We start from the raw sequence: 25,291 nt of genomic DNA on the forward strand, positions 1-25,291 counted from the left end.
TAGGCGACGCCACCGTGTCTTACCAGACGAAGAAAACCAGCGTCCAGATGCCGGCCATCGGGGCGACCGGGAGAAGCATCGCCGCGCGGGCCAGCATCCGGCGCCAGGGAACGGCGTCGGCATATCTTGAAAGACAGAAGGCCAGCCACAAGGTTCCCAGGCAGCCGGCAGCGAGCAGGGCGATGCGGAAGGTGGGCAGCCAGCCGAGCCAGACGTGCTCGGCCTTCAGGTGGCTGACGGTGAGCATCGACAGGCCGAGGATGACGCTGGCGGCGGCGAGCGGCGCCAGCGCCAGGGTGAAGCGCTGCCAGGTCAGGCGGCGGTCGCCGAGCAGCCGGGTGGCGAGCGCTGGGCCGACGAGCAGCAGGCTGCCGAGCAGGAAGCCGCCGCCGAGCAGGTAGGCGAGAATCAGCGCGCCGTCGAGCCAGGTGAACAGGTCGCTGGCTTCCGGATAGTGGGTCAGTAGCCACCACGGCACGTCGTTGTCGAGCAGGGCGAAATGCTCGTGCTCGACCAGCCAGTCGGCGAGTGCCAGCTTGATGTGCAGGAACCACGGGCTGACGGTCCACTGGAAGGCGGCGGTGGCGACGCCGAGCACGCCGTAGACCAGGGTCAGGGCGTCCGGCGTGCGGGCGGCGGCGTCAAGGTCGAGCACTTCGCTGAACGGCGAGCGGGCGCGCAGCGCGACGGCCTCGCGCTGCCCGGCACAGCGCCCGCAGGCGTGGCACTCGGAGGCGCTGGTCATGCGCCGGACGTCGACCAGCGGTGCGCAGTTCACCGGTTCGTAGTCGCCCTGATAGCGATCCCAGGCGGCGCGGTCAACCTTGTAGTGGAGCGGCGCGATCTTGGCCAGCACGGCGAAGACGCCCGAGGCCGGGCACAGGTAGCGGCACCAGATGCGCTTCTCGCGGCCGTAGAGCAGGCCGAGGCCGACGGCGGCGACGGTCGAACCGCCGAGCACCAGTAGCGCCGCCTGCGGGTATTCGTAGACGCTGACCAGCTGCCCGTAGACGGTGGTGCACACGAAGGCGACGAAGGGCCAGCCCGACCATTTCAGCCAGCCGGGCAGCGGCTTGCCGCGCCCGTACTTGCTGACCCATTCCGAAACGCTGCCTTCCGGGCAGAAGATGCCGCACCAGACGCGGCCGAGGGTGACCGTGGCGATCATGACGCCCGGCCACCAGACGCCCCAGAAGACGAACTGGGCGAACAGGCGCAGGTTGTTCCAGATGTGCGCTTCTTCCGGCGGCAGCGGCAGGAAGGCCGGGATGACGACGAGCGCCGCGTAGATGACGACGACCAGCCATTGGATGGCGACGATGAGGCGGCGGTTGCGGCGCAGGAAAAGGCCGATTTTCTCCAGTCGACCGCGACGATGCCGCGCATGGAAGACCAGGGTGTGCTCAACCATGGCTGCTTCTCCGCCAGGCGATGACGACGACGACCCAGTAGGCGGCCCAGGCGAGCAGGGTGGTCAGCGTCGGGCGGGCGCGGTAGCCGGCGAAGTCGGCGAACAGCTTGCCGCCGGTGGTGCCGTCGTCGAGCAGGTCGGAAGCGTCCCACAGCGGATCGACCAGGGCCGGCAGCCAGCCGGCGCCGATCAGCCGGTCCACGGCGGCGACCAGCAGGGCCGAGGCGAGGATCAGCAGCAGGAAGGACGAGAGGCGCAGCAGCAGGCCGATATTGAGGCGGGCCAGGCTTTTCGCCGCCAGCCAGGCGGTGGCGGCGGCGCCGGCGAAACCGGCCAGTGCTCCGCCGATCAGCGTCCCGACCTCGCCGGACTGCGCCATGCCGTAGAGAAAGATGACCGTTTCGGCACCTTCACGGGCGACCGCCAGCGCGGCGACCACGGCGACGCCGACGAAGCCCGACTTCTCGGCGGCCGCCGCGAGGTCGGCGTGCAGGCGCGCCTTCATCTGACGGCCGTGCTTCCGCATCCACAGCACCATCTGGGTGATCAGCCCGGAAGCGACGAACAGGGTGCCGACCTGGAAGGCTTCGAGGGCGTTGCCGGTGAGTTCGTCCTGCACCGTCAGCAAGGCCCAGCCGAGCAGCAGGGCGAGGCCGACGCCGGCGGCGAGGCCGACGAACAGCGCGTGCTTTCCCCGGCCGCTGCTGTCGTTGCCCTGCAGCCAGGCGTAGAGGATGCCGGCGATCAGGAAGGCTTCGAGGCTTTCCCGCCAGACTACGAAAAATGCGTTACCCATGCTGTGCTCCGTGCTTGCTGGCTGTTGTTACGAGTTGGCTGGCTGGCGGTTCATTTGGCGACGATGCGACCCTGACCGGTGTCCGGGTGGAAGTCGTCGAAGAATTTGTAGGTGCCCGGCTTCATCGGGGCGAAGACCGTCGTGCGCGTCACGCCCGGCGCCAGCACCAGTTCCTTCTTGAGTTCGAGGCTCTCGAATTCCGTGGCGCCCGGACCCTCGTTCTTGACTTCCAGGCGGAAGCGGGTCTGGGCCGGCACTTCGATCGTTTCCGGAAAGAAACGGCCATCCTTCATCAGCAGCCTGAAGGTCGGCAGGTCGTCAGCGATTGCTGCGGTCGACACCAGAAAAAGGCCGGAAACCACGGAATGGAGAGCGTACTTCATGACGTTTCCTCAATAGACGATGTTGGCGCGCAGACCGAACACGGTGACGTCCTTGGCGCTGGCATTGCCGCCGCCCTGGGTCAGCCACTGGAAGTCGGGGCTCAGTTCGAACTGCGGCGACAGGCGGTAGCGGTAGTACAGTTCGGTGATCGTTTCCGCGCCGCTCGGCGTGAACGTGAGCGGCGTGCCGTTCCAGTCGAAGGTGGCGTTCTTGTAGCTGCTGCCGGTCTGCAGCCAGCTGAAGCCGATGCCGAACGAGTCGGCGCCGCGCTCCCAGTAGCTGCCGCTGAACTGGGCGCCGACGGCGACCGCCTGGTTGAACGGCAGCTCGCCCTTGACCAGGTTGCCGTAGCGGCCGAACACGGTGATGCCGTCGCCGATGCGCTGATCGACCGAGACGCCGATCCCGGTGTGCTGGGTCGACTGGCCCGTGGCCCAGTAGTCGTAATCCTCGCCGGACGAGCGGTTCCAGGCGTAGATACGGTAGTTGCCGGTGAGGCCGCCGAGCAGCTTGAGCTGGGTTTCGGCCTGGCCGAAGAGCAGCGGCTGGGTCAGGCTGGCCTCGTAGTTGGAGCCGCGCGGGCCGGTGCCGAAGACGCCGAACGACAGGCGCCACGGTTGCGTCTTGTCGAAGCTGTTGGTGTAGCCGACGATGAAGCCGGGCTGGAAGCCGTTGGCATCGACGCCGACCTCGCGCCCGGCGTCGAGCAGCGGGTTGTGGACGAAGACCGAGTTGAGGAACTGGCGCGTTTCGTCGCCGGCTGCCGCGTTCTGGTCGAAGAAGCTGAAGATGTCCATCTTGCCGAAGGTGATGTCCAGCGTCTCCCGCGAGTAGGGCTTGAAGCCGCCGAAGGGCAGCGGGATCGCCGCCTGGTAGTAGGCCTGGCCGAGGATGACCACCGAGTCGTCGGGGCTGGCGCCGCTGGCGCGGAAGGCCAGGGCGTTGGGGGCGCTGGCGTAGTAGCCGAGGGCCGAGAAGGCGGTGTTGAGGCCCTGGCCCTGGCCCATGCGGAAACCGCCGAACAGCTTGTGCTCGATGTCGCCGATCGGCTGCAACGGCAACTCGACCGTGACGTCGGCGCGGTAGTTGAGCTGGGTACCTGAATCCGGCGTGCCCGAAGGCAGGCCGCTGGCGCCCTGGACGACGGTGGCGAGGGCGGCGGTCGCCTTGATGCCTTCCAGCGATTCGACGACCTTGGACGATTTCTTCATCTCGAGGACGTCTTTTTCGGTCGCCTTCAGGCGCACCGTCAGTTCCGGCTCGCTTTCCGAGAGGCGCGGGCTGTCGAGGCCCTTGGCGATTTCGGCGCTTTCGTTCTTGAGCGCCTTGACTTCCTTTTCCAGCTCGGCGTTGCGGGCCTCGAGTTTTTCCATGCGCTCCATCAGTTTTTGCAGGGTGGCGGCGTCGGAGGCGGCGCAGGCGGGCAGGGCCAGCCCCGCCGCGACGAGCGCGGCGGTCAGTTTCGAGAGGCGCATGATCAGTAGCCGCCTTTTTTGCCGATGCCGACGTAGGTGAATTCGTACTCGACTTCAAAGGGCTTGAACCACGGGCGGACGCCGGTGGCGCGGTCGGTGTGGCGGCCGAAATGGGAATGCGGGTTGGCCGACGGCGGCAGGATGGTGTACTTCACCTTGTACTTGCCGGGGCCGGCCAGTTTGATGTTCTCGCCGTAGTGCGGGCCGTCGTTGGCGACCATGGGCATGAAGTCGCCGGCCACCTTGTGGTCGCCGCCGATCTTCGAGACTTCGTACTTGACGACCAGATAGGGGATCCACGCCCCTTCCTCGAAGCCGTTCGGGTTGTTGGCCAGCGCGTGGATGTCGGCCTCGATGTGGATGTCGGAATCGGCGACCTTGCGCATCATGCCTTCCGGTTCCATTTCAATCGGTTGGAGGTAAACGGCGGCGATCTCCATGCCGGCGCGCTGCTGCGGCACGCCGATCGGGTATTCGAGGGCAAGGGCGGGGGCGGCCAGCACAGCGGAAAGGGCCAGCGCGGAAACGAGCTTCTTGGCGAACGACATGGTAAGACTCCCTGGTTTCTCTGGCTGGCTTGCTGCTCCTGCTGGCTACTGCGGCTGGCTGGCTTGAGTATTGTTGAAAAGAGGTTTCAGCGCGCTTCGCCCCCCGGCTGGGTGACGAAACCGATCTTGCCCAGACCGGCGCGGCGGGCGGCGCTCATGGTTTCGGCGACCGCCTCGTAGCGCGTGCTGCGGTCGGCCTTGAGGTGCATCTCGACATTCGCGTCGCGGGCGAGCGCCTCGCGGAAGCGGCCTTCGAGGCTGTCGCGGTCGACTGCCTCGGCACCGACGAAAACGCGGTTGTCGGCGTTGATGCTGACCTGCAGGGTCAAGGGCTTGTCTTCCGTCGGCGCGCTCGCGGCGCGCGGCAGCTCGACCTTGACCGAGTGCGTCATCAGCGGCGCGGTGATGATGAAGATGATGAGCAGGACGAGCATGACGTCGACCAGCGGCGTCGTGTTGATCTCCGCCATCGGCGCCTGGGTGCCGGGCGAGTTGAAGCTGCCGATCGCCATCACGCGGCTCCGCTGGCGGCGCGGGCGCGCATCGGGTGGATCTGCGCGCTGTTGGCGACGAAGGGCTTGCCGACCGTGAAGAAGGCGTGCAGGTCGTGGGCGAAGGCGTCGAGATCGGCGAGCAGCACGCGGTTGGCGCGGGTGAAGGCGTTGTAGGCGAAGACTGCCGGCAGGGCGACGGCGAGGCCGGCGGCGGTCATGATCAGCGCCTCGCCGACCGGGCCGGCGACCTTCTCCAGCGCTGCCTGGCCGGAGAGACCGATGGCGAGCAGGGCGTGGTAGATCCCCCAGACGGTGCCGAAGAGGCCGACGAAGGGCGCCGTGGCGCCGGTGGTAGCGAGGAAGGTCAGGCCGTTCTCCAGTGCCGCCTGGGTGCCCGAGAGTTGCTGGCGCAGCGCGCGCTCCATCTGTTCGGACGGATCGAAGCGGGCGGCCAGGCGGCCGGCGGCGGTTTCGCAGTCGGCGTTGCAGATGTTGGCCTGGGTGGCGAGCTGGGCGTAGGGGCTGTCGGCGCCCGCCTCGCGCAGGCGCTCGATTCCTTCGCCGACGCTGCTCGCCGACCAGAAGGCGCCGACCGCGCGGGCGGCGCGGCGCATCTGCCACCAGTCCCATGTCTTGGCCAGGATCAGGTACCAGCTGGCGATCGACATCACGGCCAGGATGACGGCGACGGTGTGCGAAACGGCGTCGCCGCGGGCCAGCAGATGGGCGAAGCCGAAAGAATTTTCCTGCATGATTACTGCTCCAGTTTGAAGATGATTGGGACGAGCACCCAGCTCTGGACGGCCACGTCGCCGCGTTTGGCGGGAACGAACTTCCAGTTGCGGACGGTCTTCAGGGCCGATTCGTCGAGGCGCGGGCTGCCTGACGATGTCTTGATGTCCACGCTGTCGGCCGTGCCCTGCGGCGTGACCGAAACGCGCAGGACGACCTTGCCCTGCTCGCCCATGCGCTTGGCGAGCGCCGGATAGGGCGGCGCCGGGTTGCGCAGGTAGTCGGCGTCGAAACGCGCCGCGCTGAACGACTCGGCGGCGGCCGCCGGGGCGGTGCTGGTCGACTTGTTCTCGGGCGGCACGGCGACCACGGCCTCGGGGGCGGGCGCGGTGCTGGTCGTGGTTTCGAGCGCCGGCACCGGCGTCCTGGGGGTCGGCACCGGCTTCTGGCGCTGCGGCTGCGGGCGGGCGACCGGCAGCGGCTTGGCCTCGGGTTCCTTCCGGACTTCCGGCGGCTGCAGCAGGTCGACGACCAGCGGCATGGCCATGATCTGGGGGGCGACCGTCTTTGCTGCCAGGATCAGCAGCAGGATGCCGGCATGCAGCGCGACGACGGCGCCCAGCAGGCCGCTGCGCTGGAAGGGGGAAGGGCGGGAAAGGACATGGCTCATCGGTTTTTTTCCAGCCGTGTCGTTCGCCGGGAAAAAAACCGTTGGCTTGCTGGCTTCATGCTTGCTGGCTACCGGGAACGAGAGATGGACAACGGAAACGGTTACTTGGTCAGGATCAGCTTGTTTTCACGGGTAACGCGCAGCAGGTAGGTCTGGCCGGCGTGGTCGATCTCCAGCGCAGCCGCACCTTGCAGCAGCGCTTCGCTATCGACGCGGGGGCGTTGGGCCGACGGTGCCGAGGCGGCGGGGTGAACCGGCAGGGGGATGTTGGGCTGTTTCATCTGGATACGAATACAAACGAGAATGGCTCTCATTTTGTTGTTAATGAGAATGACTGTCAACTGACTTCCGGTTGCCTGGCCGGAAATGTTGCATCTGCACAACGTCGGCAAGCATTTGCCGGAAGGGAGTGGCTGGCCGCGCAGCGACGATTGTTGCTGCGGTGGGGTGGGGAAGGGGCTCAGGGCGTGCTCACGGTAAGCGATGCAGTCCCGCCGGTAATTGTGAGCACGCCCTAGATCAGGCGAACGATGGCGCGCGGCGCGGTCGGGCGGAGGTCGACCGCCAGCCCGAGGGTGTGGCAGATGCGCAGGGCCGCCGGGTGGCCGGTGGCCAGGTGGATGGTGTCGAGGCTGCGGTGGCGGGCATGGCGAAAGGCGGCGGCGAACAGCCGGCGGGCCAGCCTTTGTCGGCGGCTTTCCGGCAGGACGCTGGCGCCGATTTCGCCGCTCGGGGCGTGGACGGCGAGGTGGATGAAGCCGGTAAGCAGCCCGGATGCATCGACGATGCCGAAACCGGCGTCATGATCGAGGCGCAGGCGGCCGACATAGGTGGCGATGGCATGATCCGAAAGAGCGCTGCCGAAGCGCCCGTAGCGGTCGTCGCGGTCGAGCGCCAGCAGGTGCGCCAGGATGATGGCGCGATCCCCGGCCGCGAGCCGGCGGACGGCCAGCGCCGCCGGACTTTCGATCACTCCCACGCCAGCGCGCCGCCGGTCTGGTATTCGGTGACGCGCGTCTCGAAGAAGTTCTTCTCCTTGCGCAGATTGGCCTGCTCGTCGAGCCAGGGCAGGACGTTTTCGGCGCCGGGGAAGGGTTCCTCGACGCCCACTTGCCGGGCGCGGCGATTGGCGATGAAGCGGAACTGCTGCACGTGCAGTTCCGCGTTGTAGCCGAGGATGGGATCGCGCAGGATGAAAGCCGCGTAGGCGGTTTCAGCGGCTTCGGCTTCGTCCCACAACTGGCGCAGCGCCTGCGGGTCGAGCGTCATGTCTTCTTCCTTCAACAGCTCCCGGACGACGCGGATGCCGAAGGCGCAGTGCAGCACCTCATCGCGCATGATGTATTGCAACTGCTCGGCGGCGCCCTTCATCAGGCCGCGCCGCTGCAGCGCGAAGACCGGGGTGAAACCGTTGTAGAACCAGCAGCCTTCGAAGATGACGGCAAAGAAGAAGTAGGAGAGCGCGAATTCGTGCAGGTTGGCGCGGTCCGTCAGGTCGAAGTCCGAGCGCAGCACCTTTTCCAGCCGCCGGTTGGCGAGCGCGATCTTGCCGTGGATTGCCGGCACGACGCGGTAGCGGTTGTAGATCTCCTGCTGGTCGAGGCCGAGGCTTTCGATGCAGTGCTGGTAGGTCCAGGTGTGCAGCGCTTCCTCGTAAACCTGCCGGGCCTGGTAGATCTGCAATTCGGGCGCGCTCATCTTCTCCATGACCGCCAGGCCGATGTTGCGCATGGCGAGGATGTCGGAGGTCGTCAGGTAGGCCAGCACGTTCTCGAAAACGTGGCGCTCGGCGCTCGTCAGCTTGTGGTGGTAGTCGTGCACGTCCTGCGCCATGGAGATTTCCAGCGGCGTCCAGTGGTTGCGGTTGGCCTTGAGGAAGAATTCCCAGGCCCACGGGTACTTGAAGGGGGCGAGCTGGTTGATGTCGGCCTGGCCATTGACGATGCGCTTGTCGGCGGCGTTGATCGGGGCCAGCCGCGTCGGTTGGTTGCGGTCGACCTCGGTTTTTGCTGGTTTTTCGGGGGCGACCGCAACCGGCGTGGCCGGCGTGTCCCAATCGTCGAAACGGAAGGCGGCGTTCATTGGCATGCCTCGCATTCCGGATCGTCGATGGCGCAGAATTTCGGCGCCTCCTCGGTGACCACTGCATCGTCGCGCCCGCCGGCTTTCTCGGCCTGGCTGGCGCCCAGGGTGCGCAGGTAGTAGGTGGTTTTCAGCCCGCGTTTCCAGGCGAGTTTGTAGATTTCGTCGAGCTTCTTGCCGGAGGGCAGGGCGAGGTAGAGGTTCAGCGATTGCGCCTGGTCGATCCATTTCTGCCGGCGCGCGGCGGCTTCGATCAGCCACACCGGGTCGATCTCGAAGGCGGTGGCGTAGCGCGCCTTGAGTTCGTCGGGCACGCGGTCGATGCGAGCCAGCGAGCCGTCGAAGTACTTGAGGTCGGCGACCATCACTTCATCCCACAGATCGAGTGCCCTGAGGTCGCGCACCAGCGCTTCGTTGACCACGGTGAACTCGCCGGACAGGTTCGATTTGACGTAGAGGTTCTGGTAGGCCGGCTCGATGCTGGCCGAGACACCGACGATGTTGGAGATGGTCGCGGTCGGCGCGATGGCGACGCAGTTGGAGTTGCGCATGCCGTGCGTCGCGATGCGTTCCCTGAGCGCGGCCCATTCGAGCGTGGTGTCACGGTTCACCTCGACCGCCTCGCCGCGCCGGGCTGCGAGCAGGTCGATGGATTCGTGCGGCAGGATGCCGCGATCCCACAGGCTGCCGGCGAAGCTCGAATAGCGGCCGCGCTCGCGGGCGAGTTCGGTGGAGGCCCAATAGGCGTGGTAGCAGACGGCTTCCATGCTGCGGTCGGCGAATTCGACAGCCGCGGTCGACGCGTAGGAAAGGCCGATTTCGTACAGGCAGTCGGCGAAACCCATGATGCCGAGGCCGACTGGCCGGTGGCGCAGGTTGGCGTTGCGCGCCTTGGGCGTCGCGTAGAAATTAATGTCCACGACGTTGTCGAGCATGCGCATGGCCGTCTGGATGGTGCGGGCGAGCCTGGCCTGATCCAGCGCGCCGTCCTTGAGGTGCGCCGGTAGATTGACCGAGCCGAGGTTGCACACCGCCGTTTCCGAATCCGAGGTGTTCAGCGTGATCTCGGTGCACAGGTTGCTCGAATGCACGATGCCGACGTGCTGCTGCGGCGAGCGCAGGTTGCAGGCGTCCTTGAAGGTGATCCACGGGTGCCCGGTCTCGAACAGCATGGTCAGCATCTTGCGCCACAGCTGGACGGCGGGAAGCTTCTTGTGCAGCCGGAGCTGGCCGGCGGCGGCCCGGGCTTCATAAGCCTCGTAGGCTTCGACGAATTCGGCGCCGGTCTTTTCATGCAGATCGGGCACGTCGACCGGCGAGAACAGCGTCCACTCGCCGCCCGCGATCACGCGCTGCATGAACAGGTCGGGAATCCAGTTGGCGGTGTTCATGTCGTGCGTGCGGCGGCGCTCGTCGCCGGTGTTCTTGCGCAGTTCGAGGAATTCCTCGATGTCGAGGTGCCAGGTTTCGAGATAGGCGCACACCGCCCCCTTGCGCTTGCCGCCCTGGTTTACGGCGACTGCCGTGTCGTTGACCACCTTCAAAAAGGGGATCACCCCCTGGCTCTGGCCGTTGGTGCCCTTGATGCGGCTGCCCAGTGCGCGCACCGGCGTCCAGTCGTTGCCCAGCCCGCCGGCGTATTTCTGGAGCAGGGCGTTTTCCTTGATGCTCTGGTAGATGCCGTCGAGGTCGTCGGCGACGGTGGTCAGATAGCACGACGACAGCTGCGAGTGCAGCGTGCCGCTGTTGAACAGCGTCGGCGTCGAGCACATGAAGTCGAAGCCGGAGATCAGGTCGTAGAACTCGATGGCGCGCGCCTCGCGGTCGATCTCGTTGAGTGCCAGCCCCATCGCGACGCGCATGAAGAAGATCTGCGGCGTCTCGATGCGGCGGCCGTCGAGGTGCAGGAAATAGCGGTCGTACAGGGTTTGCAGGCCGAGGTAGCCGAACAGCTTGTCGCGCTCGGGCTGCAGCGCGGCGGCGAGACGGTCGAGGTCGAAGTCGGCCAGCCGCGGGTCGAGCAGTTCGGCGGCGATGCCGCGCTTGATGAAAACCGGCAGATATTCGGCGTTGACCGCAGCCGACGCTGCCGGCGCCACGGCATGGCCGACTGCCTCTGCCGTCAGGCTGGCCAGCAGCAGGCGGGCAGTGGCGTAGTCATAGCCCGGTTCGCGCTCGATCAGCGTGCGCGCGGCGAGGATCAGCGCCTGCCGCACGTCGGCCAGCGCGACGCCGTCGTAGAGGTTCTTCAATGCATGGTCGAGGATGGTGCGCGCCGACACGCTTTCGCCCAGACCGGCGCAGGCGGCTTCGCAGGTTTCCAGCAGGGCGGCGATGTCGAGCGGGCGGCGTTCGCCGTTGACCGTCACATGCAGCGTCGGCGTGCCTGCCGCCACGGCCAGCGTCGCCCGCTCGGCCGCCCGCCGCTCGCGGTAGAGCACGTAGGCGCGCGCCACGTCGTGCTCGCCGGCGCGCATCAGCGCCAGTTCGACCTGATCCTGGATGTCCTCGATATGCACCGTGCCGCCGTCGGGCAGGCGGCGGGTCAGCGAGCGGACGACGGTATCGGTCAGGCGGGCGACGACCTCGCGGACGCGCGACGACACCGCGCTCTGGCTGCCCTCGACGGCGAGGAAGGCCTTGGTCAGGGCGACAGAGATCTTCTCGGCATGGAAGTCGACGACGGCGCCGTTGCGGCGGATGACCTGCAGGGCCGCCACGCTGTGGGCGGAAAGCGCTAATACGTTCGGGGACACGACGATTCTCCGGCTTGGGGGGCGGAGAACCGGAAGCGCGCGCCGGACGCGACACCGCGCCGCCCGGCACAAGCCGGTTGCGGTCGACGCTCACGAACGGATGCAAACACTGCCACGCACAGACCTTTCAGGGACACCCCGCCCCATCGTTGGTTGGAAGGACGTTGCGGCAGGTCTCCTGGCTCTCGGCTCGACGCTTTCCGCCGCCTTCCCGGTCGGTGACCAGTGGCAAAGATGGGCGGAACGCTCGCCGATGACAGTTGCGGGGGCAGCCCCGGATTTCAGGCATTCAGCCTGGCACCGGATTCCCTTTTAATCCCCGGATGGGGAACCATCAACGGGAGACAGTCTATGGGCGTCACCCGCAGGCTGTCAAGAAAAGGCTACTGTATCTAGTGCTTCAGTCGCTATTTTCAACTACCGGTAGTGTTTCGTCGCGCACGCTGGCATCGATCAGGCGCGATAGCCCGGTCACCCCTGACGACTTCAGGAACAGGCAACGCTTGCCGCTGCGCTTGCACTGTTCCTTCACCCGCCAGTAGGCGTTGTGGCTGATGCAGCCGGCCTGGCAGATGACCAGGTCGGCGGCGGCCAGCGCGCCGTCGATGCGGTGCAGGCTTTCCTCCAGCCCGCCGTCGTGGTGCAGGAAACGGCCGCCGCGCACCTCGATCATCTGCCGGTAGGCATCGACCGCCCCCGAGCGGCCGCCGACGCAGAGCACGCACTTGCCGGCCAGGATCGCCGGCTCGTCGCGGTCGACCGGCGAATCGAGGCCATTTTCAGGGCCGGGTGCCGGGTTGTTTTCCTCGGCCAGCGCCAGGCGGCGGCGCAGGCGGATGACCTCGTCTTCCAGCGCCGCGGCGCTGGCGGCCAGCGCACCGGCGCGCGCCTCGGCGTCATGCGCCCGGCGCGCCAGCGCCTGGCGGTCGCGCAGGTCGGGCAGCGTCTGGCGCAGGGTGTCGAGCCGGGCATTGAGGCTGGCGCCCCAGGCCTCCTTGCCGGCGAGGTCGGCGCGCAGTTCGACGATGCGCTGGCCGAGCGCCTGCGTCTCGCGCGACTTCTCGGCGCGCATCGCTTCGCTTTCGTGGCGGGCAGCGTCGAGCTGGCGGCGCAGTTCGGCGTTCTCGGCACGCAGCGACTTCAGCGTGGCAAGGTCGGCCCGTGTGCCGCTGCCAATCTGGTGCTGGATCATGTGGATGTCGCCGTAGATTTCCTGCTCCAGCCGCGCATCGCAGGCCGGATGCGTCCAGCAGGCCCAGAGCGCCGCCGGAATCTCGCTGCCGCGTCGTGTTTCCTCGTGCCACAGGACCGCCAGGCCGGCGCTGTCGCGGGCGCCGGCGAAGCGGCGGACGGTGAGCTGGAAACGCTTTTCCAGATGCTTGTGCAGGATGTCGGCCAGCTGGCTGCGCTCCTCGCAGGCGCCGACCGCCGTGGTGTGGAGGACGAAATCGGTCGTTTCGCGCGGAAAGTGCATGACCCGCGACATCAGGGTGCGCAGTTCCTCGACGCCGAAGCAGACGCCGATCACCGGGCAATGGAACTTGTGCGGAATCTCCCACAGCTTGCGCCGGCGCGAGCCGCGCACGGGCGTCGGGGTTTCCTGCGGGCGGGGCAGGGTGAGGGCGGGGCCGGACTGCCTGAACAGGCCGCCGGCGACGTGGAAGGGTAGCTGGGACATGGGAAGCTCCTTGGCAAAGGGGCTGGCTGGCCGGTGTCCCGGTTAGCTGGCGGGGGAAGACGAAAGGGCGGTCAGTCGAGGACCTTGAGGCCGGCGCGGGCGTTGGCTTCGAGACAGTGGATGGCCCGGTCGCGTTCGCGGGCCAGGCGGGTGCATTCCTCGTGCGCTGCGCACACCGTCTTGTCGAGCAGCCAGACGCGGCGGGCGGCCTCGGCCAGTTGCTCGTTGGCTTCGCCCAGGGCCATCAGCCGCTGGCCGAGTTCGACGATCGCCTGCCCCGATTCGAGCGCCGCCACCCGCTCGCGACTGGCTTCAAGCAGGCTTTGCAGGCGGCTGATCTCGTTGCTCTGGGCGACCACTTTACGCGCGCCCAGGGCGGCGCTGCGTTTCTGGGCCTGCCGGGATTGCCGCAGCGCCTGGCGGAGCGCCAGATTCTCGGTTTCCAGCCGGTTGATGTGCGGGTCGGCCCCGAGGGGCGGCATTTCGCGCTCGATCTGCGAGCGATCCTTAAGCGGGGCGAGCATGGCACACCTCCTGTTTGCGGCTGTTGGTCAGGCGCTGGCTGGCCCGCTCGCACAGGCAGCGGGTTTCCTCGTCGAGTTCCGGCGAATCGCAGAGGCGGTCGAGCAGGCGGGCTGCGTTCAGTGCGGAATGGGGGCAGCCGCTTTCGCTGTGGATCAGCAGCAGGCTGAGGGCGCCGGCCCAGAGTTCGGCGGCCGGCATCGCTACACCGGCACCGCAAGCAGCAGGCACCAGAGCAGGATGCCGGCGAGCGAGATGTTCAGGAGCAGGGTCTGCATAGCCATTCCTCATTGATGAGAATGGTTCGCATCTTAATCCTGGCGGCATCCGATGTAAACAAGAATTATTCCCATTTGTTGCGCAAGTACAAAAAAGCCACGGATCATGCCGTGGCTCTTTCTGTCGTCGTCGCCCGGAATCAGTAGTTGGGCTTCTTCTTGAACTTGCGCTCGCCGCCGGCGCTGTCGGGTCGGCCTTCGTCCGGCCGCAGGTTGATCGGCACGCCGCGCACGCGCGTGCGCTTCAGCGCGTTGGCCGCCTCGCTAGGCATGCCGGCCGGCAGCTCGATGGTGCTCGATTCCTCGTAGAGGGCGATGCGGCCGATGAAGCGGCTTTCGATGCCGGCTTCGTTGGCGATGGCGCCGACGATGTCCTTGACCTGGACACCGTGCTCGCGGCCGACGTCGATGCGGTAGCGCACCATGTCGCCAGTGGGCGGCGTGCGCTGGCGGCGATCCTCGTGGTCGCGCGGGCGCTCGAAGCGCGGCTTGTCGCCGCCGCGGTCCGGGAAGGCGGGACGTTCGCCGAAGCGTGGCCGGTGTTCGTCGCGCTCGCCGAAGCTCGCCTGGCGGCGGTCGTCGCCGCGCATCGGGCGCGCCGGCGGCGGGTCCTCGCCGGCGATCTGCAGCGGCTTGCCTTCCTGCGCCATCATTGCCAGCGCGGCGGCGACTTCCTCGGCGCCGACATTCTGCTCCTCGGCGATCTGCGAGACGATGTTGGCGAAGAACTCGAGGCCTTCGGCGTTGAGCACTTCGGCGACCTTTTCCTTGAAGCCGGCAACGCGCTTGTTGGTGACGTCGGCCCGGCTGGGCAGGGTCAGCGGCGCGATCGGCTGCCGCGTGGCGCGCTCGATGGTACGCAGCATGCGGATCTCGCGCGGCGCGACGAAGAGGATGGCGTTGCCGGTGCGCCCGGCGCGGCCGGTGCGGCCGATGCGGTGCACGTAGGCCTCGGTGTCGTAGGGGATGTCGTAGTTCACGACGTGACTGATGCGCGGCACATCGATGCCGCGCGCGGCGACGTCGGTGGCGATGACGATGTCCAGCGCGCCCGACTTCAGCTGCTCGATGACGCGTTCGCGCATCTGCTGGTTGAGGTCGCCGTTCAGCGCCGCAGCAGCGTAGCCGCGGGCGTTGAGCTTGTCGGCGAGTTCGACGGTGGCGGTCTTGGTGCGGACGAAGATGATGGCGGCGTCGAAGTCGTCCTCGACTTCGAGGATGCGGGTCAGCGCGTCGAGCTTGTGCATGCCGGACACCTGCCAGTAGACCTGGCGGATGGCGGCGACGGTGGCGGTGGCCGACTTGATCTTGATCTCGCGCGGTTCGACCAGGTATTTCTGGGCGACACGGCGGATCTGCTCGGGCATGGTGGCCGAGAACAGCGCGGTCTGGTGCTGCTCGGGCGTGTGCTCGAGAATCCATTCGACGTCGTCGATGAAGCCCATGCGCAGCATTTCGTCGGCTTCGTCGAGGACGAGGGTCTTGAGATTGTCGAGGTTGAGCGTTTTGCGCTCGAGATGGTCCATGACCCGGCCCGGCGTGCCGACGATGACGTGGGCGCCGCGCGCCAGCTGCTTCAACTGGATGGTGTAGCTCTGGCCGCCGTAGATCGGCAGCACGTGGAAGCCGGGCAGGTTCTTGGCGTAGCTCTGCAGCGCCTCGGCGACCTGGATCGCCAGTTCGCGCGTTGGCGTCAGGATAAGCGCCTGCGGCTTCATCAGCTTGACGTCGATGGTTTCCATCAGCGGCAGTGCGAAGGCGGCGGTCTTGCCGGTGCCGGTCTGCGCCATGCCGATCAGGTCGTGACCTTCGAGCAGGACGGGGATGCACTGGGCCTGGATCGGCGACGGGGTTTCGTAGCCGATCTGGGTGAGCGTTTGTAGAAGCGTGTCGCTTAGACCGAGGTCGGCAAAGCTTTCGACAGATGTCGACATGATGCTGTTTCCTTTCCTCGCCGCCCTTGACGTTGTTCTAAGTGGCGACGGATTGGCCCGAAGGTCGGGCGGCCTGGGTGACCCCGACGCAGCCATGCCGGGGAACGAATCAATGGGGTGAATCCTGCACAAGAACCTGAAAAACCGGGGGCTGCTCGGCGTTACTGCGGGCGAAACATCAGCGCATTGAATTGATTATTCTACATTTTTTCTGCCAATGCCGCCAGTTCGAGGACGCTGAAACCGGCCTGCCGGCGCGCCGCCTCGTTCATCGGGGCCTGCGGCCAGGGGGCCTCGAAGCGGCGCAACAGGTCGCGATAGGTGCTTTCCGGTTCGAGTCCGCGTTGCGCGCAGAGCGTACGGAACCACCGGTCGCCAAGGCCGACATGAAGGATCTCGTCGTGCAGGATGACGTCGAGCAGGCGGGCGGACTCGTCGTCGCCGGCCGCCGCCAGCCGGCGCTGGATGGGCGGCGTCGCGTCGAGGCCGCGCGCTTCGAGCAGACGTGGCACCAGCGCCATGCGCGCCAGGACGTCGCCGGCGGTCTTCTCGGCCATCGTCCACAGCCCGGCGTGCGCCGGGAAATCGCCATAGTCGTGGCCGAGCGCCTGCAGGCGCTGGCGCAGCATGATGAAGTGTTCGGCCTCCTCGGCGGCGACGCCGATCCAGTCGGCGTAATACTGCTCGGGCATGCCGCGGAAGCGGGCGGCATGATCGAGGGCCAGGTTGATCGCCGAAAACTCGATGTGGACGATGGCGTGCAGCAGGCGGGCGCGGCCTTGCGGGCTGCTGGTGCCGCGTTGCGGCACCTGGCGGTGCGGGACGAGTTCCGGCCGCGCCGGAAGGCCGCAGACGAGGACGACCGGCGCCGCATCCCGCCAGTCGAGGCGGCCGGCCTGCCAGTCGGCGGCGACGGCTGCGGTCAACGCCAGTTTTTGCCCGATTTCCGTGGCCGCCAGGGCGGCAGCGAGGGCCGCGAACAGCGAACGGCTCATGGCGCCGGATTGGTGTAGCGCAGGTGAATGGCGTCGATCTCGGCGAGCAGTTCGGGCGGCATCGGCGTCTGTGTCGCCGGCAGCGTTTCCTGCAACTGGGCGAGCGACGAGGCGCCGACGATGGTGCTGCTGACGAACCAGCGTGAACGCACGAAGCCGAGCGCCAGCTGCGCCGGCGTCAGGCCGTGCCGGCGGGCGAGGGCGACGTAGGCGGTGACTGCCGGCACGACGTTGGGCTTGGAGTAGCGCTGGCCGAACGCCGGCCAGCGGCTGATGCGGCCGGGCGTGGCGGGGTCGGCGAGGTATTTGCCGGTGAGGTGGCCGAAGGCGAGCGGCGAGTAGGCGAGGAGGCCGACCTGTTCGCGGTGGCAGACTTCGGCGAGCGAGGTTTCGAAGGTCCGGGTCAGCAGGTTGTAGGCGTTCTGCGTGCACAGGACGCGCGGCAGGCCGAGTTCGTCGGCCAGGCGCAGGAACTGCATGACGCCCCACGGGTGTTCGTTGGACAGCCCGACGGCGCGCACCTTGCTGGCGGCGACCAGCTCGGCCAGCGTTTCGAGCTGCTCGCGGATCGGCGTGCAGGCGCGCTCCTTGGTTGGGTCGTACTGCCACTGGCCGAACATCGGCTGGTTGCGCTCCGGCCAGTGCAGTTGGTAGAGGTCGATGTAGTCGGTCTGCAGGCGGCGCAGCGAGCCGTCGATGGCGGCGCGGATGTTGGCGCGGTCGAGTGCCGGCGGGCCGCCACGGATCCAGTCGAGGTTGCGCGAGGGGCCGGCGACCTTGGTCGCGACGACGATCCGCTCGCGTTGCTGGCGCTTCAGCCAGCGGCCGACGATGCTTTCGGAGGCGCCGCAGGTTTCGGCGCGCGCCGGGACGGCGTACATCTCGGCGGTGTCGATGAAATTGACGCCGGCCGCCAGGGCGAAGTCGAGCTGGGCATGGGCATCGGCCTCGCCGGTCTGCTCGCCGAAGGTCATGGTGCCGAGGCAGACCTCGGGAACGATCAGGTCACTGCGGCCGAGCGGGCGGGGATTGAACGGGCGGGACATGGCTTTCTCCGGAAATGGGCAGCTTTTCAGGGTCGACAGCAAAGGACGCCGTAGATCAGCACGTGGCGCTGCAGGAGGTCGTCGAAACCGGCGGGGACGATGGCCAGGCGATGTTCCTGCGGCGTCGCGCAGTGTGCTTCCACCCAGCGGCAGGCGGCGGCATAGGCCTCGTCGAAGGTGGCGAACAGGCCGGCGAGGCCGCTCGCGCGAACCGGCAGGAAGGCGCCGGTATGGCGGTCGAGCAGGGTGTCGGTGTCCAGCATCTGCACGGCATAGCCGCGCGGCGGGCGGGGCAGTGGCAGGTCGGCGAGGTCGAAGCGGTCGCCGAAGGCGTCCGCGCTGAAGGCGAATCGGCGCATGCTGCATTTTATCCGCAAGCGAGGGCGTCGGCCGTGCATGGTAGAATGGCGGGCGTAATAATAACTTCACAGGACTGTCATGTTCGGAAGATTGATGCCCAGGGAGGGCAAGTATTTCGACCTGTTCAACGCGCATGCCGAGTTGATCGTGCGGGGAGGCAAGGAGCTTTCCGGAATGATCGGCGCGCTGGTTGACAAGCCGGGCCAGGCGGCCGGTCACGCCGACGCGATCGACGACATCGAGCGCCAGGCCGACAAGATCACGCACGACACGCTGGCCCAACTGCACACCTCGTTCATCACCCCCTTCGACCGCGATGAAATCCATCAGCTGATCAACAGCATGGACGACATCCTCGACATCATCCAGGATGTCGCCGAGTCGATGGCGCTCTACGACATCCATCACGTGCCGCCCGATGCCAAGGCGCTCGCCGACATCACCGAGCAGTCCTGCGTGCGCGTCAAGGCGCTGGTCCGCCTGCTGCACAGCATGGAGAACGCGCCGGCCATCCTCAAGCTGTGCCACGAGATCGACGCGCTGGAGTCCGACGCCGATCGCATGTTGCGTGAAGCGATGTCCAAGGTCTTCCGCGAGGAGCCGGACGTCCGGCAGGTGATCAAGCTCAAGGAAATGTACGAACTGCTCGAATCGGTCACCGATCGCTGCAAGGATGTCGCCGGAACGGTCGAAGCCATCGTTCTCGAAAATTCCTGAGCGGGTTTTCCAGCATGGACAACCTGCACATCAGCGTCGGGGCGATCATCACCCTGGTCACCGTCGCCTTGCTGTTCGATTTCATGAACGGCTTCCACGACGCCGCCAACTCGATCGCCACCATCGTCTCGACGCGCGTCCTCAAGCCGTTCCAGGCCGTCATCTGGGCGGCGGCCTTCAACTTCCTGGCCTATTTCCTGTTCCACCTGACCGTCGCCAGGACCATCGGAAAGGGCACCATCGACCCGGCCATCGTCGATTACTACATCATCTTCGGGGCGCTGGTCGGCGCCATCCTGTGGAACGTCATCACCTGGTACTACGGCATCCCGTCGTCGTCCTCGCATGCCCTGATCGGCGGCCTGGTCGGCGCCGCGCTGGCCAAGGTCGGCTTCAGCGGCCTGATCATGGGCGGCGTGCTGAAGATCATCGCCTTCATCTTCATCGCGCCCTTCCTCGGCTTCGTGATCGGCGGCACGCTGATGGTGATCGTCTCCTGGCTCTGCCGCAACATGGCGCCGCGCAAGGTCGACAAGCATTTCCGCCGCTTCCAACTGCTCTCGGCGGCGGCCTACAGCCTCGGCCACGGCGGCAACGACGCCCAGAAGACGGTCGGCATCATCTGGATGCTGCTGATCGCCGCCGGCGTTTCGCAGGCCGGCGACACGGCGCCGCCGGGCTGGGTGGTGCTTGCCTGCTACTCGGCGATGGGCCTCGGCACCATGTTCGGCGGCTGGCGCATCGTCAAGACGATGGGCAATCGCATCACCAAGCTGAACCAGGCGCGCGGCTTCTGCGCCAACAGCGGCGGCGCGATCACGCTGTTCATGGCGACGGCGCTCGGCATTCCGGTGTCGACCACGCACACCATCACCGGCGCCATCGCCGGGGTCGGCTCGACGCGCGGCGCCCGGCGCGTGCGCTGGGGCGTCGCCGGCGGCATCGTCTGGGCGTGGATTCTCACCATTCCGTGCAGCGCCGCGATGGCCGCGCTGGCCTGGTATCTCGGCCGCCAGGTGCTGTGACTTGAAGGTGCTGCGCTACCTGCTCCTGCTGGCGGTGCTGGCCGGGGCGGTGTGGCAGGTGCCCGTCCTGTGGGAACTGGCCGTTGCAGCGGCGATCGGCGGCGCCTACTGGATCTTCTTCCGCATACCGCCGTCCCGGGATTAGGGCTTGTTCCCAGTAGCCGGCGCAGCCCGTCGCTTACTGGGAACAAGCCCTAAGCCGGGATGTCCGGCACCAGCATTTCCTCGAGCAGGATGATCTTGTCCTTGATCGCCAGCTTGCGTTTTTTCAGGCGGCGGACCAGCAGTTCGTCGGGCGGCGGGTTTTCGGCGAGATGGGCGATGACCTGGTCGAGGTCGCGGTGCTCGACCTGAAGCTCGTGCAGGTGATGGCGGATATCGGCGATTTCCGTCTCGTTCAGCGACTGGGTGGACATGGCGTTTCCCTTGCAAGCTGCGATGTTTTGCTAGAATAACCCGAACAGTTTCGGGAGGAGGGAAAAATGCAGCATCACGTCATCATCGCGTTCGGTCGGGACAAGGAATTCGAATTCAAGCTGATCGGCGGCGCGCCGGCCGACGAGGCCCGCAAGTGGTTCGACCACGAGTTTACGGCCCTCGAGTGCGACGTGGCCACGCCGACCGGCAAGATCCTCGCCGTCGACCGCATCCTGAGCGTCGCCAAGTATGCCGGCGAGGCGCGTTTCCGCGAACAGCGCACGTGGGCCGAGCAATTCGCCAAGTACACGGCGGCGTTGCTCGGGCGCGAACTGATCCGCGTCGACGTCGAGCACTACAGCATCGGGTATTGATGAACAAGGCGTTCGTCCGGGAAAGCGAAGGCGAGGACGATGAAGAGCTCGAACCGGCGCTGAAGCTCCCGGCGGGAACGCGCAACTACATCACGCCGGCCGGCCATGCCCGGCTCAAGGACGAACTCGAACACCTGGTCAAGCGTGAGCGCCCGCACGTCGTCGAAGTCGTGGCGTGGGCGGCGTCCAATGGCGACCGCTCGGAAAACGGCGATTACATCTACGGCAAGCGCCGCCTGCGCGAGATCGACCGCCGCATCCGCTTCCTGACCAAGCGCCTCGACAACGCCGAAGTCGTCGATCCGCTGCGCCAGGGCGACAACGACCAGGTCTTCTTCGGCGCCTGCGTCACCGTCGCCGATGCCGACGGCAACGAAAGCACCTACACCATCGTCGGCGTCGACGAAGCCGACGTCGCGCGCGGCCGCATCAGCTGGATCTCGCCGCTGGCCCGCGCGCTGATCAAGGCGCGCGAGGGCGATACCGTGCGTTTCCAGAGTCCGCTCGGGGTCCGCGAAATCGACATCGTCGAAGTGCGCTACGGACGCATCGAATGACTTGAAATCCGCGGCGACGCCCCCATCTCCCATCCCACCTTTTTGGTTCGATAGGGAGTTTCAAGCATGTCCGATTCCGCAACCGCGAACGCCAATCGCGAAACCCTGGGGTTCCAGGCCGAAGTAAAGCAGCTGCTGCAACTGATGATCCACTCCTTGTACAGCAACAAGGAGATCTTCCTGCGCGAGCTGATTTCCAACGCGTCCGACGCCTGCGACAAGCTGCGCTTCGAGGCGCTCAACAACGCTGCCCTCTATGGCGACGACGGCGAGCTGAAGATTCGCGTCTCGTTCGACAAGGCGGCGCGCACCGTCACCATCTCCGACAACGGCATCGGCCTCAGCCGCGACGAGGCGATCGCGCACCTCGGCACCATCGCCAAGTCCGGCACCCGTGAATTCTTCTCGGCGCTGACCGGCGACCAGGCCAAGGATGCCCACCTGATCGGCCAGTTCGGCGTCGGTTTCTATTCGTCCTTCATCGTCGCCGACAAGGTCACGGTGGTTTCCCGCCGCGCCGGCGTCGAGGCCGGTCAGGCTGTCAAGTGGGAATCCGGCGGCGAGGGCGACTACACCGTCGAGATGGTCGAGAAGGACGGCCGCGGCACCGACGTCACGCTGCACCTGCGCGAAGGCGAGGACGAGCTCCTCAGCAGCTGGAAGCTGAAGTCCATCATCCGCAAGTATTCGGACCACATCACGCTGCCGATCCTGATGAAGAAGGAGGAATGGAACCAGGAGAAGGGCGAGCAGGTGACGACCGACGAGGACGAAACCGTCAACCAGGCCAACGCGCTGTGGGTGCGCAGCAAGTCGGACATCAGCGACGAGCAGTACAAGGAGTTCTACAAGCATGTCGCCCACGATTTCGAGGACCCGCTGGCATGGACCCACGCCCGCGTCGAGGGCAAGCAGGAATACACGCAACTGCTCTACATCCCGGCCCGCGCCCCGTTCGACCTGTGGGACCGCAACGCCCGCCACGGCATCAAGCTCTACGTGCGCCGCGTCTTCATCATGGACGATGCCGAGCAGCTGATGCCGCTCTACATGCGCTTCGTGCGCGGGGTGGTCGATTCGTCCGACCTGCCGCTCAACGTGTCGCGTGAAATCCTGCAACAGAGCAAGGACATCGACGGCATCCGCAGTGGCTGCACGCGCAAGGTGCTCGGCATGCTTGAAGACCTGGCCGAGAACGACAAGGAGAAGTACGCCAAGTTCTGGGAAGCCTTTGGCGCCGTACTCAAGGAAGGCGTCGGCGAGGATTTCGCCAACAAGGAAAAAATCGCCGGCCTGATCCGCTTCGCTTCCACGCACAACGATACGCCGGAACAGACTGTCTCGCTGGCCGACTACATCGGCCGCATGAAGGAAGGCCAGGAGAAGATTTATTACGTCACCGCGGACACCTTCAACGCGGCGAAGAACAGCCCGCACCTGGAAATCTTCCGCAAGAAGGGCATCGAAGTGCTGCTGTTGTCCGATCGTGTCGACGAGTGGGTGGTCGGCCACCTGACCGAGTTCGACGGCAAGCCCCTGCAATCGGTCGCCAAGGGCGGACTGGACCTCGGCAAGCTGGAAGACGAAGCCGAGAAGAAGGAAGCCGAAAAGGCCGCCGACGAGTACAAGGAACTGCTGGACAAGGTCAAGACGTCGCTCGGCGACAAGGTCAAGGACGTGCGCATCACGCATCGCCTGACCGATTCGCCGGCCTGCCTGGTCGCCGACGAGCACGACCCTTCCGGCAACCTGGCGCGCCTGATGAAGGCCGCCGGCCAGCCGATGCCGACGACCAAACCGATCCTCGAGATCAACCCGCAGCACCCGGCGGTGATGCGTCTGAAGTACGAGGAAAGCCGTTTCGCCGACTGGGCGGCGCTGCTCTTCGAACAGGCCACCCTGGCCGAAGGCGGCCAACTCGACGACCCGGCGGGCTTCGTCAAGCGCATCAACGACCTGATGATGGCGCTGTCGGGCAAGTAAGGCGCCGGTTTTCCGGTTTGTCGCGGTCGACGCGACAAACCGGGCAAAAATGCAGGCCACCGCCCGGCTGCAAATGCCATTCGCCCAATATTCCTGAAAAGGGCGCGGCATTCAGCGCGGCGCGGCCTCGACGATACGGGGGCGGGTATGCCCCCGTTGTTCTTCCATTGTCTTCAATGGGGCGCATGGCGGCGGCCAAAGTCAATTAAAATCCGGCGTTCAAACCAATAACGACATGCGCATGCCCCAATGAGATTCGGTCTCCGCCTGCATTTCCTGCTGCTACTCGCCTGCGTGGCGGTGCTCGGGGGCGTGGCCGGCTACCGCTTCTATGCCTGGTATTCCGGTGAAATGGTGACGGTGTTCGGCCAGCGTTTCGCCGAGCGCAACGTGCTTTACGAAAAGAGCCGTGTCCTCGGCATGGTCACCCGCGAAGTCACCCTGGTCCAGAAAATGGCCACCTCCCAGGTGCTCAGGGCCTGGCTGGCGGACGAGGCCAATCCGCAGATCGCCCGTGCCGCGATCAGCGAACTGGAGGAATACCGCGAGTTTCTGCGCGACCGCAGCTACTGCTTCGTGTTCGCCGGATCCGGCAACTATTACTACAACGACGCCCGTGGCGGCGCGAACCTGTACTTGCCGCGCTATACCGTCAGTCCGAGCATTGCCAAGGATGCCTGGTTCTACCTGACGCTGAAGGGCGGCAGGACCACCCAACTGAACATCGACACCGACCGCCATACCCGGCTGACCAAGGTGTGGATCAACACCATCGTCCATGATGCGCTGGGTAAACCGGCGGCGATCGCCTGCAGCGGGCTCGACCTTACCGATTTCATCAACGGCGTGGTCAGCAGCGATCTGCCCGGAGTCATGACGGTGTTTTTCGACCGCCACGGGGCCATCCAGGGCCATCAGGACGTGACGATGATCGACTTCGCCTCCGCGCGCAAGGCTGCAGGCAAGGAGGCCCAGAACACCGTTTTCAACCTCCTCGACCGGCCGGAGGACGAGGCGGCGCTGCAGCGGGCCATGGCCGCGCTGGTCGGAGGCAGGAGCGAGGTCGAGGCGCTGGATCTGGTCGTTCAGGGGCGGCGTCAGTTGATCGGCCTGACCTGGCTGCCCGAAATCCAGTGGTTCATCCTGACCATGACGCCGCCGACCGCCGCTGTCGGCGGCAATGGCCTTGCTTCGGCGGTGCTTCTGCTGATCGTGGCGCTCAATCTCGTACTCCTCGCCGCGCTCCTCATTCTGCAGAAAACCGTGGTCAGCCGTGTGGTACGGCTGGATGCGCTGGCCAAGGCCTTTGGCGACAGCGGTCACCGGGTGGACATTCCCGAGGATCGCTCCGGCGACGAAATCGGCCGCCTGACGCAGACCTTCAGGACCATGTCGGAACGCATTGCCTGCCATACCGAGGAACTCGAGCGGGAAGTGGCCGAGCGTACCGAAAAGCTGGAACGCATGGCGCAGACCGATTTCCTGACCGGCGTCATGAACCGGCGCGGCATGATGTCCCGGCTGGAGGTGGAGCGCAACCGCCTGGCGCGCGCGGGGACCCTGATGGGCCTGTTGATCGTCGATGTCGACTATTTCAAGGCCATCAACGATACCCATGGCCATGCCGTGGGCGACCAGGCGCTGGTCGCCGTCGCCGGGATGCTCCAGCACATGGTGCGCGATTACGACCTGTTGGCGCGCTGGGGCGGCGAGGAGTTCCTGGTGGCGCTCCCCGGCCTGAAGCATCTCGGGGAACTACAGGCGGTCGCCGACAAGCTGCTCGGGGCGATACGCTCGCAACCAATCGTCTGCGGGGAGATCAGGTTGCCGCTGACGGTCAGCATCGGCGGGGTGTTCGCCGATCCGCAGGCCAACCTAGACGCCATCATCCACTGTGCCGATACCGCGCTGTACCGGGCGAAGAACGAAGGACGCGACCGGGTCGTCCTCGAATGCCTGCTGATCGGGGAGGATGCCGCCGGCTGCCGAGAGCTGTGCCCCGCCTGTGACTGCACGCCGCCGGCCGGCGAGGGCGGCTTCGGGGCCTAGCAGGCTGC

The 25,291-nt window shown here is 66.3% G+C and carries 27 protein-coding genes and 1 riboswitch; of the genes, 7 read left to right on the forward strand and 20 right to left on the reverse strand.

The genetic code is table 11. The features are described from left to right. Positions 1-19: 19 nt before the first annotated feature. The 19 genes from GH660_RS07980 to GH660_RS08070 all read right to left on the reverse strand — a co-directional run bounded on the left by GH660_RS07980 (position 20) and on the right by GH660_RS08070 (position 18,160). Positions 20-1,411 (reverse strand): 4Fe-4S binding protein, encoded by a 1,392-nt coding sequence (locus tag GH660_RS07980; RefSeq protein WP_153146103.1) that lies wholly within the window; start codon positions 1,409-1,411, stop codon positions 20-22. Beyond that, on the reverse strand, positions 1,404-2,207 hold the full coding sequence (locus GH660_RS07985; RefSeq protein ID WP_153146104.1) for an FTR1 family protein: 804 nt from the start codon (positions 2,205-2,207) through the stop codon (positions 1,404-1,406). The genes GH660_RS07980 and GH660_RS07985 overlap by 8 nt, the downstream gene beginning before the upstream one ends. Positions 2,208-2,257: 50 nt before the next feature. Then, the gene (locus GH660_RS07990) at positions 2,258-2,590 is read right to left on the reverse strand and encodes a cupredoxin domain-containing protein (protein ID WP_153146105.1); all 333 of its coding nucleotides are present in this window, start codon (positions 2,588-2,590) and stop codon (positions 2,258-2,260) included. 9 nt (positions 2,591-2,599) lie between these two features. Continuing rightward, the gene (locus GH660_RS07995) at positions 2,600-4,066 is read right to left on the reverse strand and encodes a carbohydrate porin (RefSeq protein WP_153146106.1); all 1,467 of its coding nucleotides are present in this window, start codon (positions 4,064-4,066) and stop codon (positions 2,600-2,602) included. A gap of 2 nt (positions 4,067-4,068) precedes the next feature. Beyond that, positions 4,069-4,614: an iron transporter gene (locus GH660_RS08000; RefSeq protein ID WP_153146107.1), complete on the reverse strand. Its 546-nt coding sequence runs from the start codon at positions 4,612-4,614 to the stop codon at positions 4,069-4,071. Positions 4,615-4,700: 86 nt separating this feature from the next. Further along, positions 4,701-5,126, reverse strand: a complete 426-nt coding sequence (locus GH660_RS08005; RefSeq protein ID WP_153146108.1) for a biopolymer transporter ExbD — start codon at positions 5,124-5,126, stop codon at positions 4,701-4,703. Then, positions 5,126-5,860: a MotA/TolQ/ExbB proton channel family protein gene (locus tag GH660_RS08010; protein ID WP_153146109.1), complete on the reverse strand. Its 735-nt coding sequence runs from the start codon at positions 5,858-5,860 to the stop codon at positions 5,126-5,128. Before GH660_RS08010 ends, GH660_RS08005 begins: the two co-directional genes overlap by 1 nt. Before the next feature lie 2 nt (positions 5,861-5,862). Next, on the reverse strand, positions 5,863-6,510 hold the full coding sequence (locus GH660_RS08015; protein WP_153146110.1) for an energy transducer TonB: 648 nt from the start codon (positions 6,508-6,510) through the stop codon (positions 5,863-5,865). A gap of 101 nt (positions 6,511-6,611) precedes the next feature. Further along, positions 6,612-6,791, reverse strand: a complete 180-nt coding sequence (gene hemP / locus GH660_RS08020) for a hemin uptake protein HemP (RefSeq protein ID WP_194266253.1) — start codon at positions 6,789-6,791, stop codon at positions 6,612-6,614. Positions 6,792-7,024: 233 nt separating this feature from the next. Beyond that, positions 7,025-7,483: a GNAT family N-acetyltransferase gene (locus tag GH660_RS08025; RefSeq protein ID WP_153146111.1), complete on the reverse strand. Its 459-nt coding sequence runs from the start codon at positions 7,481-7,483 to the stop codon at positions 7,025-7,027. Then, positions 7,480-8,598, reverse strand: a complete 1,119-nt coding sequence (locus tag GH660_RS08030; RefSeq protein WP_228276404.1) for a ribonucleotide-diphosphate reductase subunit beta — start codon at positions 8,596-8,598, stop codon at positions 7,480-7,482. The genes GH660_RS08025 and GH660_RS08030 overlap by 4 nt, the downstream gene beginning before the upstream one ends. After that, positions 8,589-11,348 (reverse strand): ribonucleoside-diphosphate reductase subunit alpha, encoded by a 2,760-nt coding sequence (locus tag GH660_RS08035; RefSeq protein WP_228276405.1) that lies wholly within the window; start codon positions 11,346-11,348, stop codon positions 8,589-8,591. The genes GH660_RS08030 and GH660_RS08035 overlap by 10 nt, the downstream gene beginning before the upstream one ends. Positions 11,349-11,498: 150 nt before the next feature. Further along, positions 11,499-11,699: riboswitch (cobalamin riboswitch) on the reverse strand. A 49-nt stretch (positions 11,700-11,748) separates the two neighbouring features. Further along, complete coding sequence (locus tag GH660_RS08040) at positions 11,749-13,026, reverse strand: DUF2325 domain-containing protein (RefSeq protein WP_153146112.1); 1,278 nt, start codon at positions 13,024-13,026, stop codon at positions 11,749-11,751. Positions 13,027-13,097: 71 nt separating this feature from the next. Then, complete coding sequence (locus GH660_RS08045; RefSeq protein WP_153146113.1) at positions 13,098-13,550, reverse strand: hypothetical protein; 453 nt, start codon at positions 13,548-13,550, stop codon at positions 13,098-13,100. Further along, positions 13,534-13,749, reverse strand: coding sequence for a hypothetical protein (locus GH660_RS08050; protein ID WP_153146114.1), 216 nt, complete (start codon positions 13,747-13,749; stop codon positions 13,534-13,536). The genes GH660_RS08045 and GH660_RS08050 overlap by 17 nt, the downstream gene beginning before the upstream one ends. A 217-nt stretch (positions 13,750-13,966) precedes the next feature. Continuing rightward, positions 13,967-15,760: a DEAD/DEAH box helicase gene (locus tag GH660_RS08055; protein ID WP_153146115.1), complete on the reverse strand. Its 1,794-nt coding sequence runs from the start codon at positions 15,758-15,760 to the stop codon at positions 13,967-13,969. Positions 15,761-15,960: 200 nt separating this feature from the next. Further along, positions 15,961-16,755 carry a ferritin-like domain-containing protein gene (locus GH660_RS08060; protein ID WP_153146116.1) on the reverse strand — a complete coding sequence of 265 codons (795 nt, stop codon included), beginning with the start codon at positions 16,753-16,755 and terminating at the stop codon, positions 15,961-15,963. Next, positions 16,752-17,801 (reverse strand): aldo/keto reductase, encoded by a 1,050-nt coding sequence (locus GH660_RS08065; RefSeq protein WP_153146117.1) that lies wholly within the window; start codon positions 17,799-17,801, stop codon positions 16,752-16,754. Before GH660_RS08065 ends, GH660_RS08060 begins: the two co-directional genes overlap by 4 nt. A gap of 26 nt (positions 17,802-17,827) precedes the next feature. Then, a complete protein-coding gene (locus GH660_RS08070; protein ID WP_153146118.1) occupies positions 17,828-18,160 on the reverse strand; it encodes a hypothetical protein in 333 nt (110 codons plus the stop codon). Positions 18,161-18,239: 79 nt separating this feature from the next. Here GH660_RS08070 and GH660_RS08075 point away from each other — a divergent pair, with 79 nt between their 5' ends. The 3 genes from GH660_RS08075 to GH660_RS08085 are packed head-to-tail and all read left to right on the forward strand — an operon-like array spanning position 18,240 to position 20,048. Beyond that, entirely contained in the window at positions 18,240-18,878 is a 639-nt protein-coding gene (locus GH660_RS08075) for a DUF47 domain-containing protein (RefSeq protein WP_153146119.1), read from the forward strand. Between the two features lie 14 nt (positions 18,879-18,892). Beyond that, complete coding sequence (locus GH660_RS08080; RefSeq protein ID WP_153146120.1) at positions 18,893-19,903, forward strand: inorganic phosphate transporter; 1,011 nt, start codon at positions 18,893-18,895, stop codon at positions 19,901-19,903. Position 19,904: 1 nt separating this feature from the next. Further along, positions 19,905-20,048, forward strand: a complete 144-nt coding sequence (locus GH660_RS08085) for a hypothetical protein (protein ID WP_153146121.1) — start codon at positions 19,905-19,907, stop codon at positions 20,046-20,048. A 49-nt stretch (positions 20,049-20,097) separates the two neighbouring features. On the opposite strand, the gene GH660_RS08090 is transcribed toward GH660_RS08085, so the two are convergent. Further along, on the reverse strand, positions 20,098-20,319 hold the full coding sequence (locus tag GH660_RS08090) for a YdcH family protein (RefSeq protein WP_153146122.1): 222 nt from the start codon (positions 20,317-20,319) through the stop codon (positions 20,098-20,100). A gap of 66 nt (positions 20,320-20,385) precedes the next feature. Here GH660_RS08090 and GH660_RS08095 point away from each other — a divergent pair, with 66 nt between their 5' ends. The 4 genes from GH660_RS08095 to GH660_RS08110 all read left to right on the forward strand — a co-directional run bounded on the left by GH660_RS08095 (position 20,386) and on the right by GH660_RS08110 (position 25,283). Continuing rightward, positions 20,386-20,694 carry a hypothetical protein gene (locus GH660_RS08095; protein ID WP_153146123.1) on the forward strand — a complete coding sequence of 103 codons (309 nt, stop codon included), beginning with the start codon at positions 20,386-20,388 and terminating at the stop codon, positions 20,692-20,694. Next, on the forward strand, positions 20,694-21,251 hold the full coding sequence (greB, locus tag GH660_RS08100; protein ID WP_153146124.1) for a transcription elongation factor GreB: 558 nt from the start codon (positions 20,694-20,696) through the stop codon (positions 21,249-21,251). Before GH660_RS08095 ends, greB begins: the two co-directional genes overlap by 1 nt. 66 nt (positions 21,252-21,317) lie before the next feature. Continuing rightward, positions 21,318-23,234 carry a molecular chaperone HtpG gene (gene htpG / locus GH660_RS08105; protein WP_153146125.1) on the forward strand — a complete coding sequence of 639 codons (1,917 nt, stop codon included), beginning with the start codon at positions 21,318-21,320 and terminating at the stop codon, positions 23,232-23,234. Between the two features lie 249 nt (positions 23,235-23,483). Continuing rightward, complete coding sequence (locus GH660_RS08110; RefSeq protein ID WP_153146126.1) at positions 23,484-25,283, forward strand: diguanylate cyclase; 1,800 nt, start codon at positions 23,484-23,486, stop codon at positions 25,281-25,283. Positions 25,284-25,291 lie beyond the last annotated feature (8 nt).

Origin of the sequence: Dechloromonas sp. H13, from assembly GCF_009469615.1 — a bacterium.
Classification (GTDB): domain Bacteria; phylum Pseudomonadota; class Gammaproteobacteria; order Burkholderiales; family Rhodocyclaceae; genus Azonexus.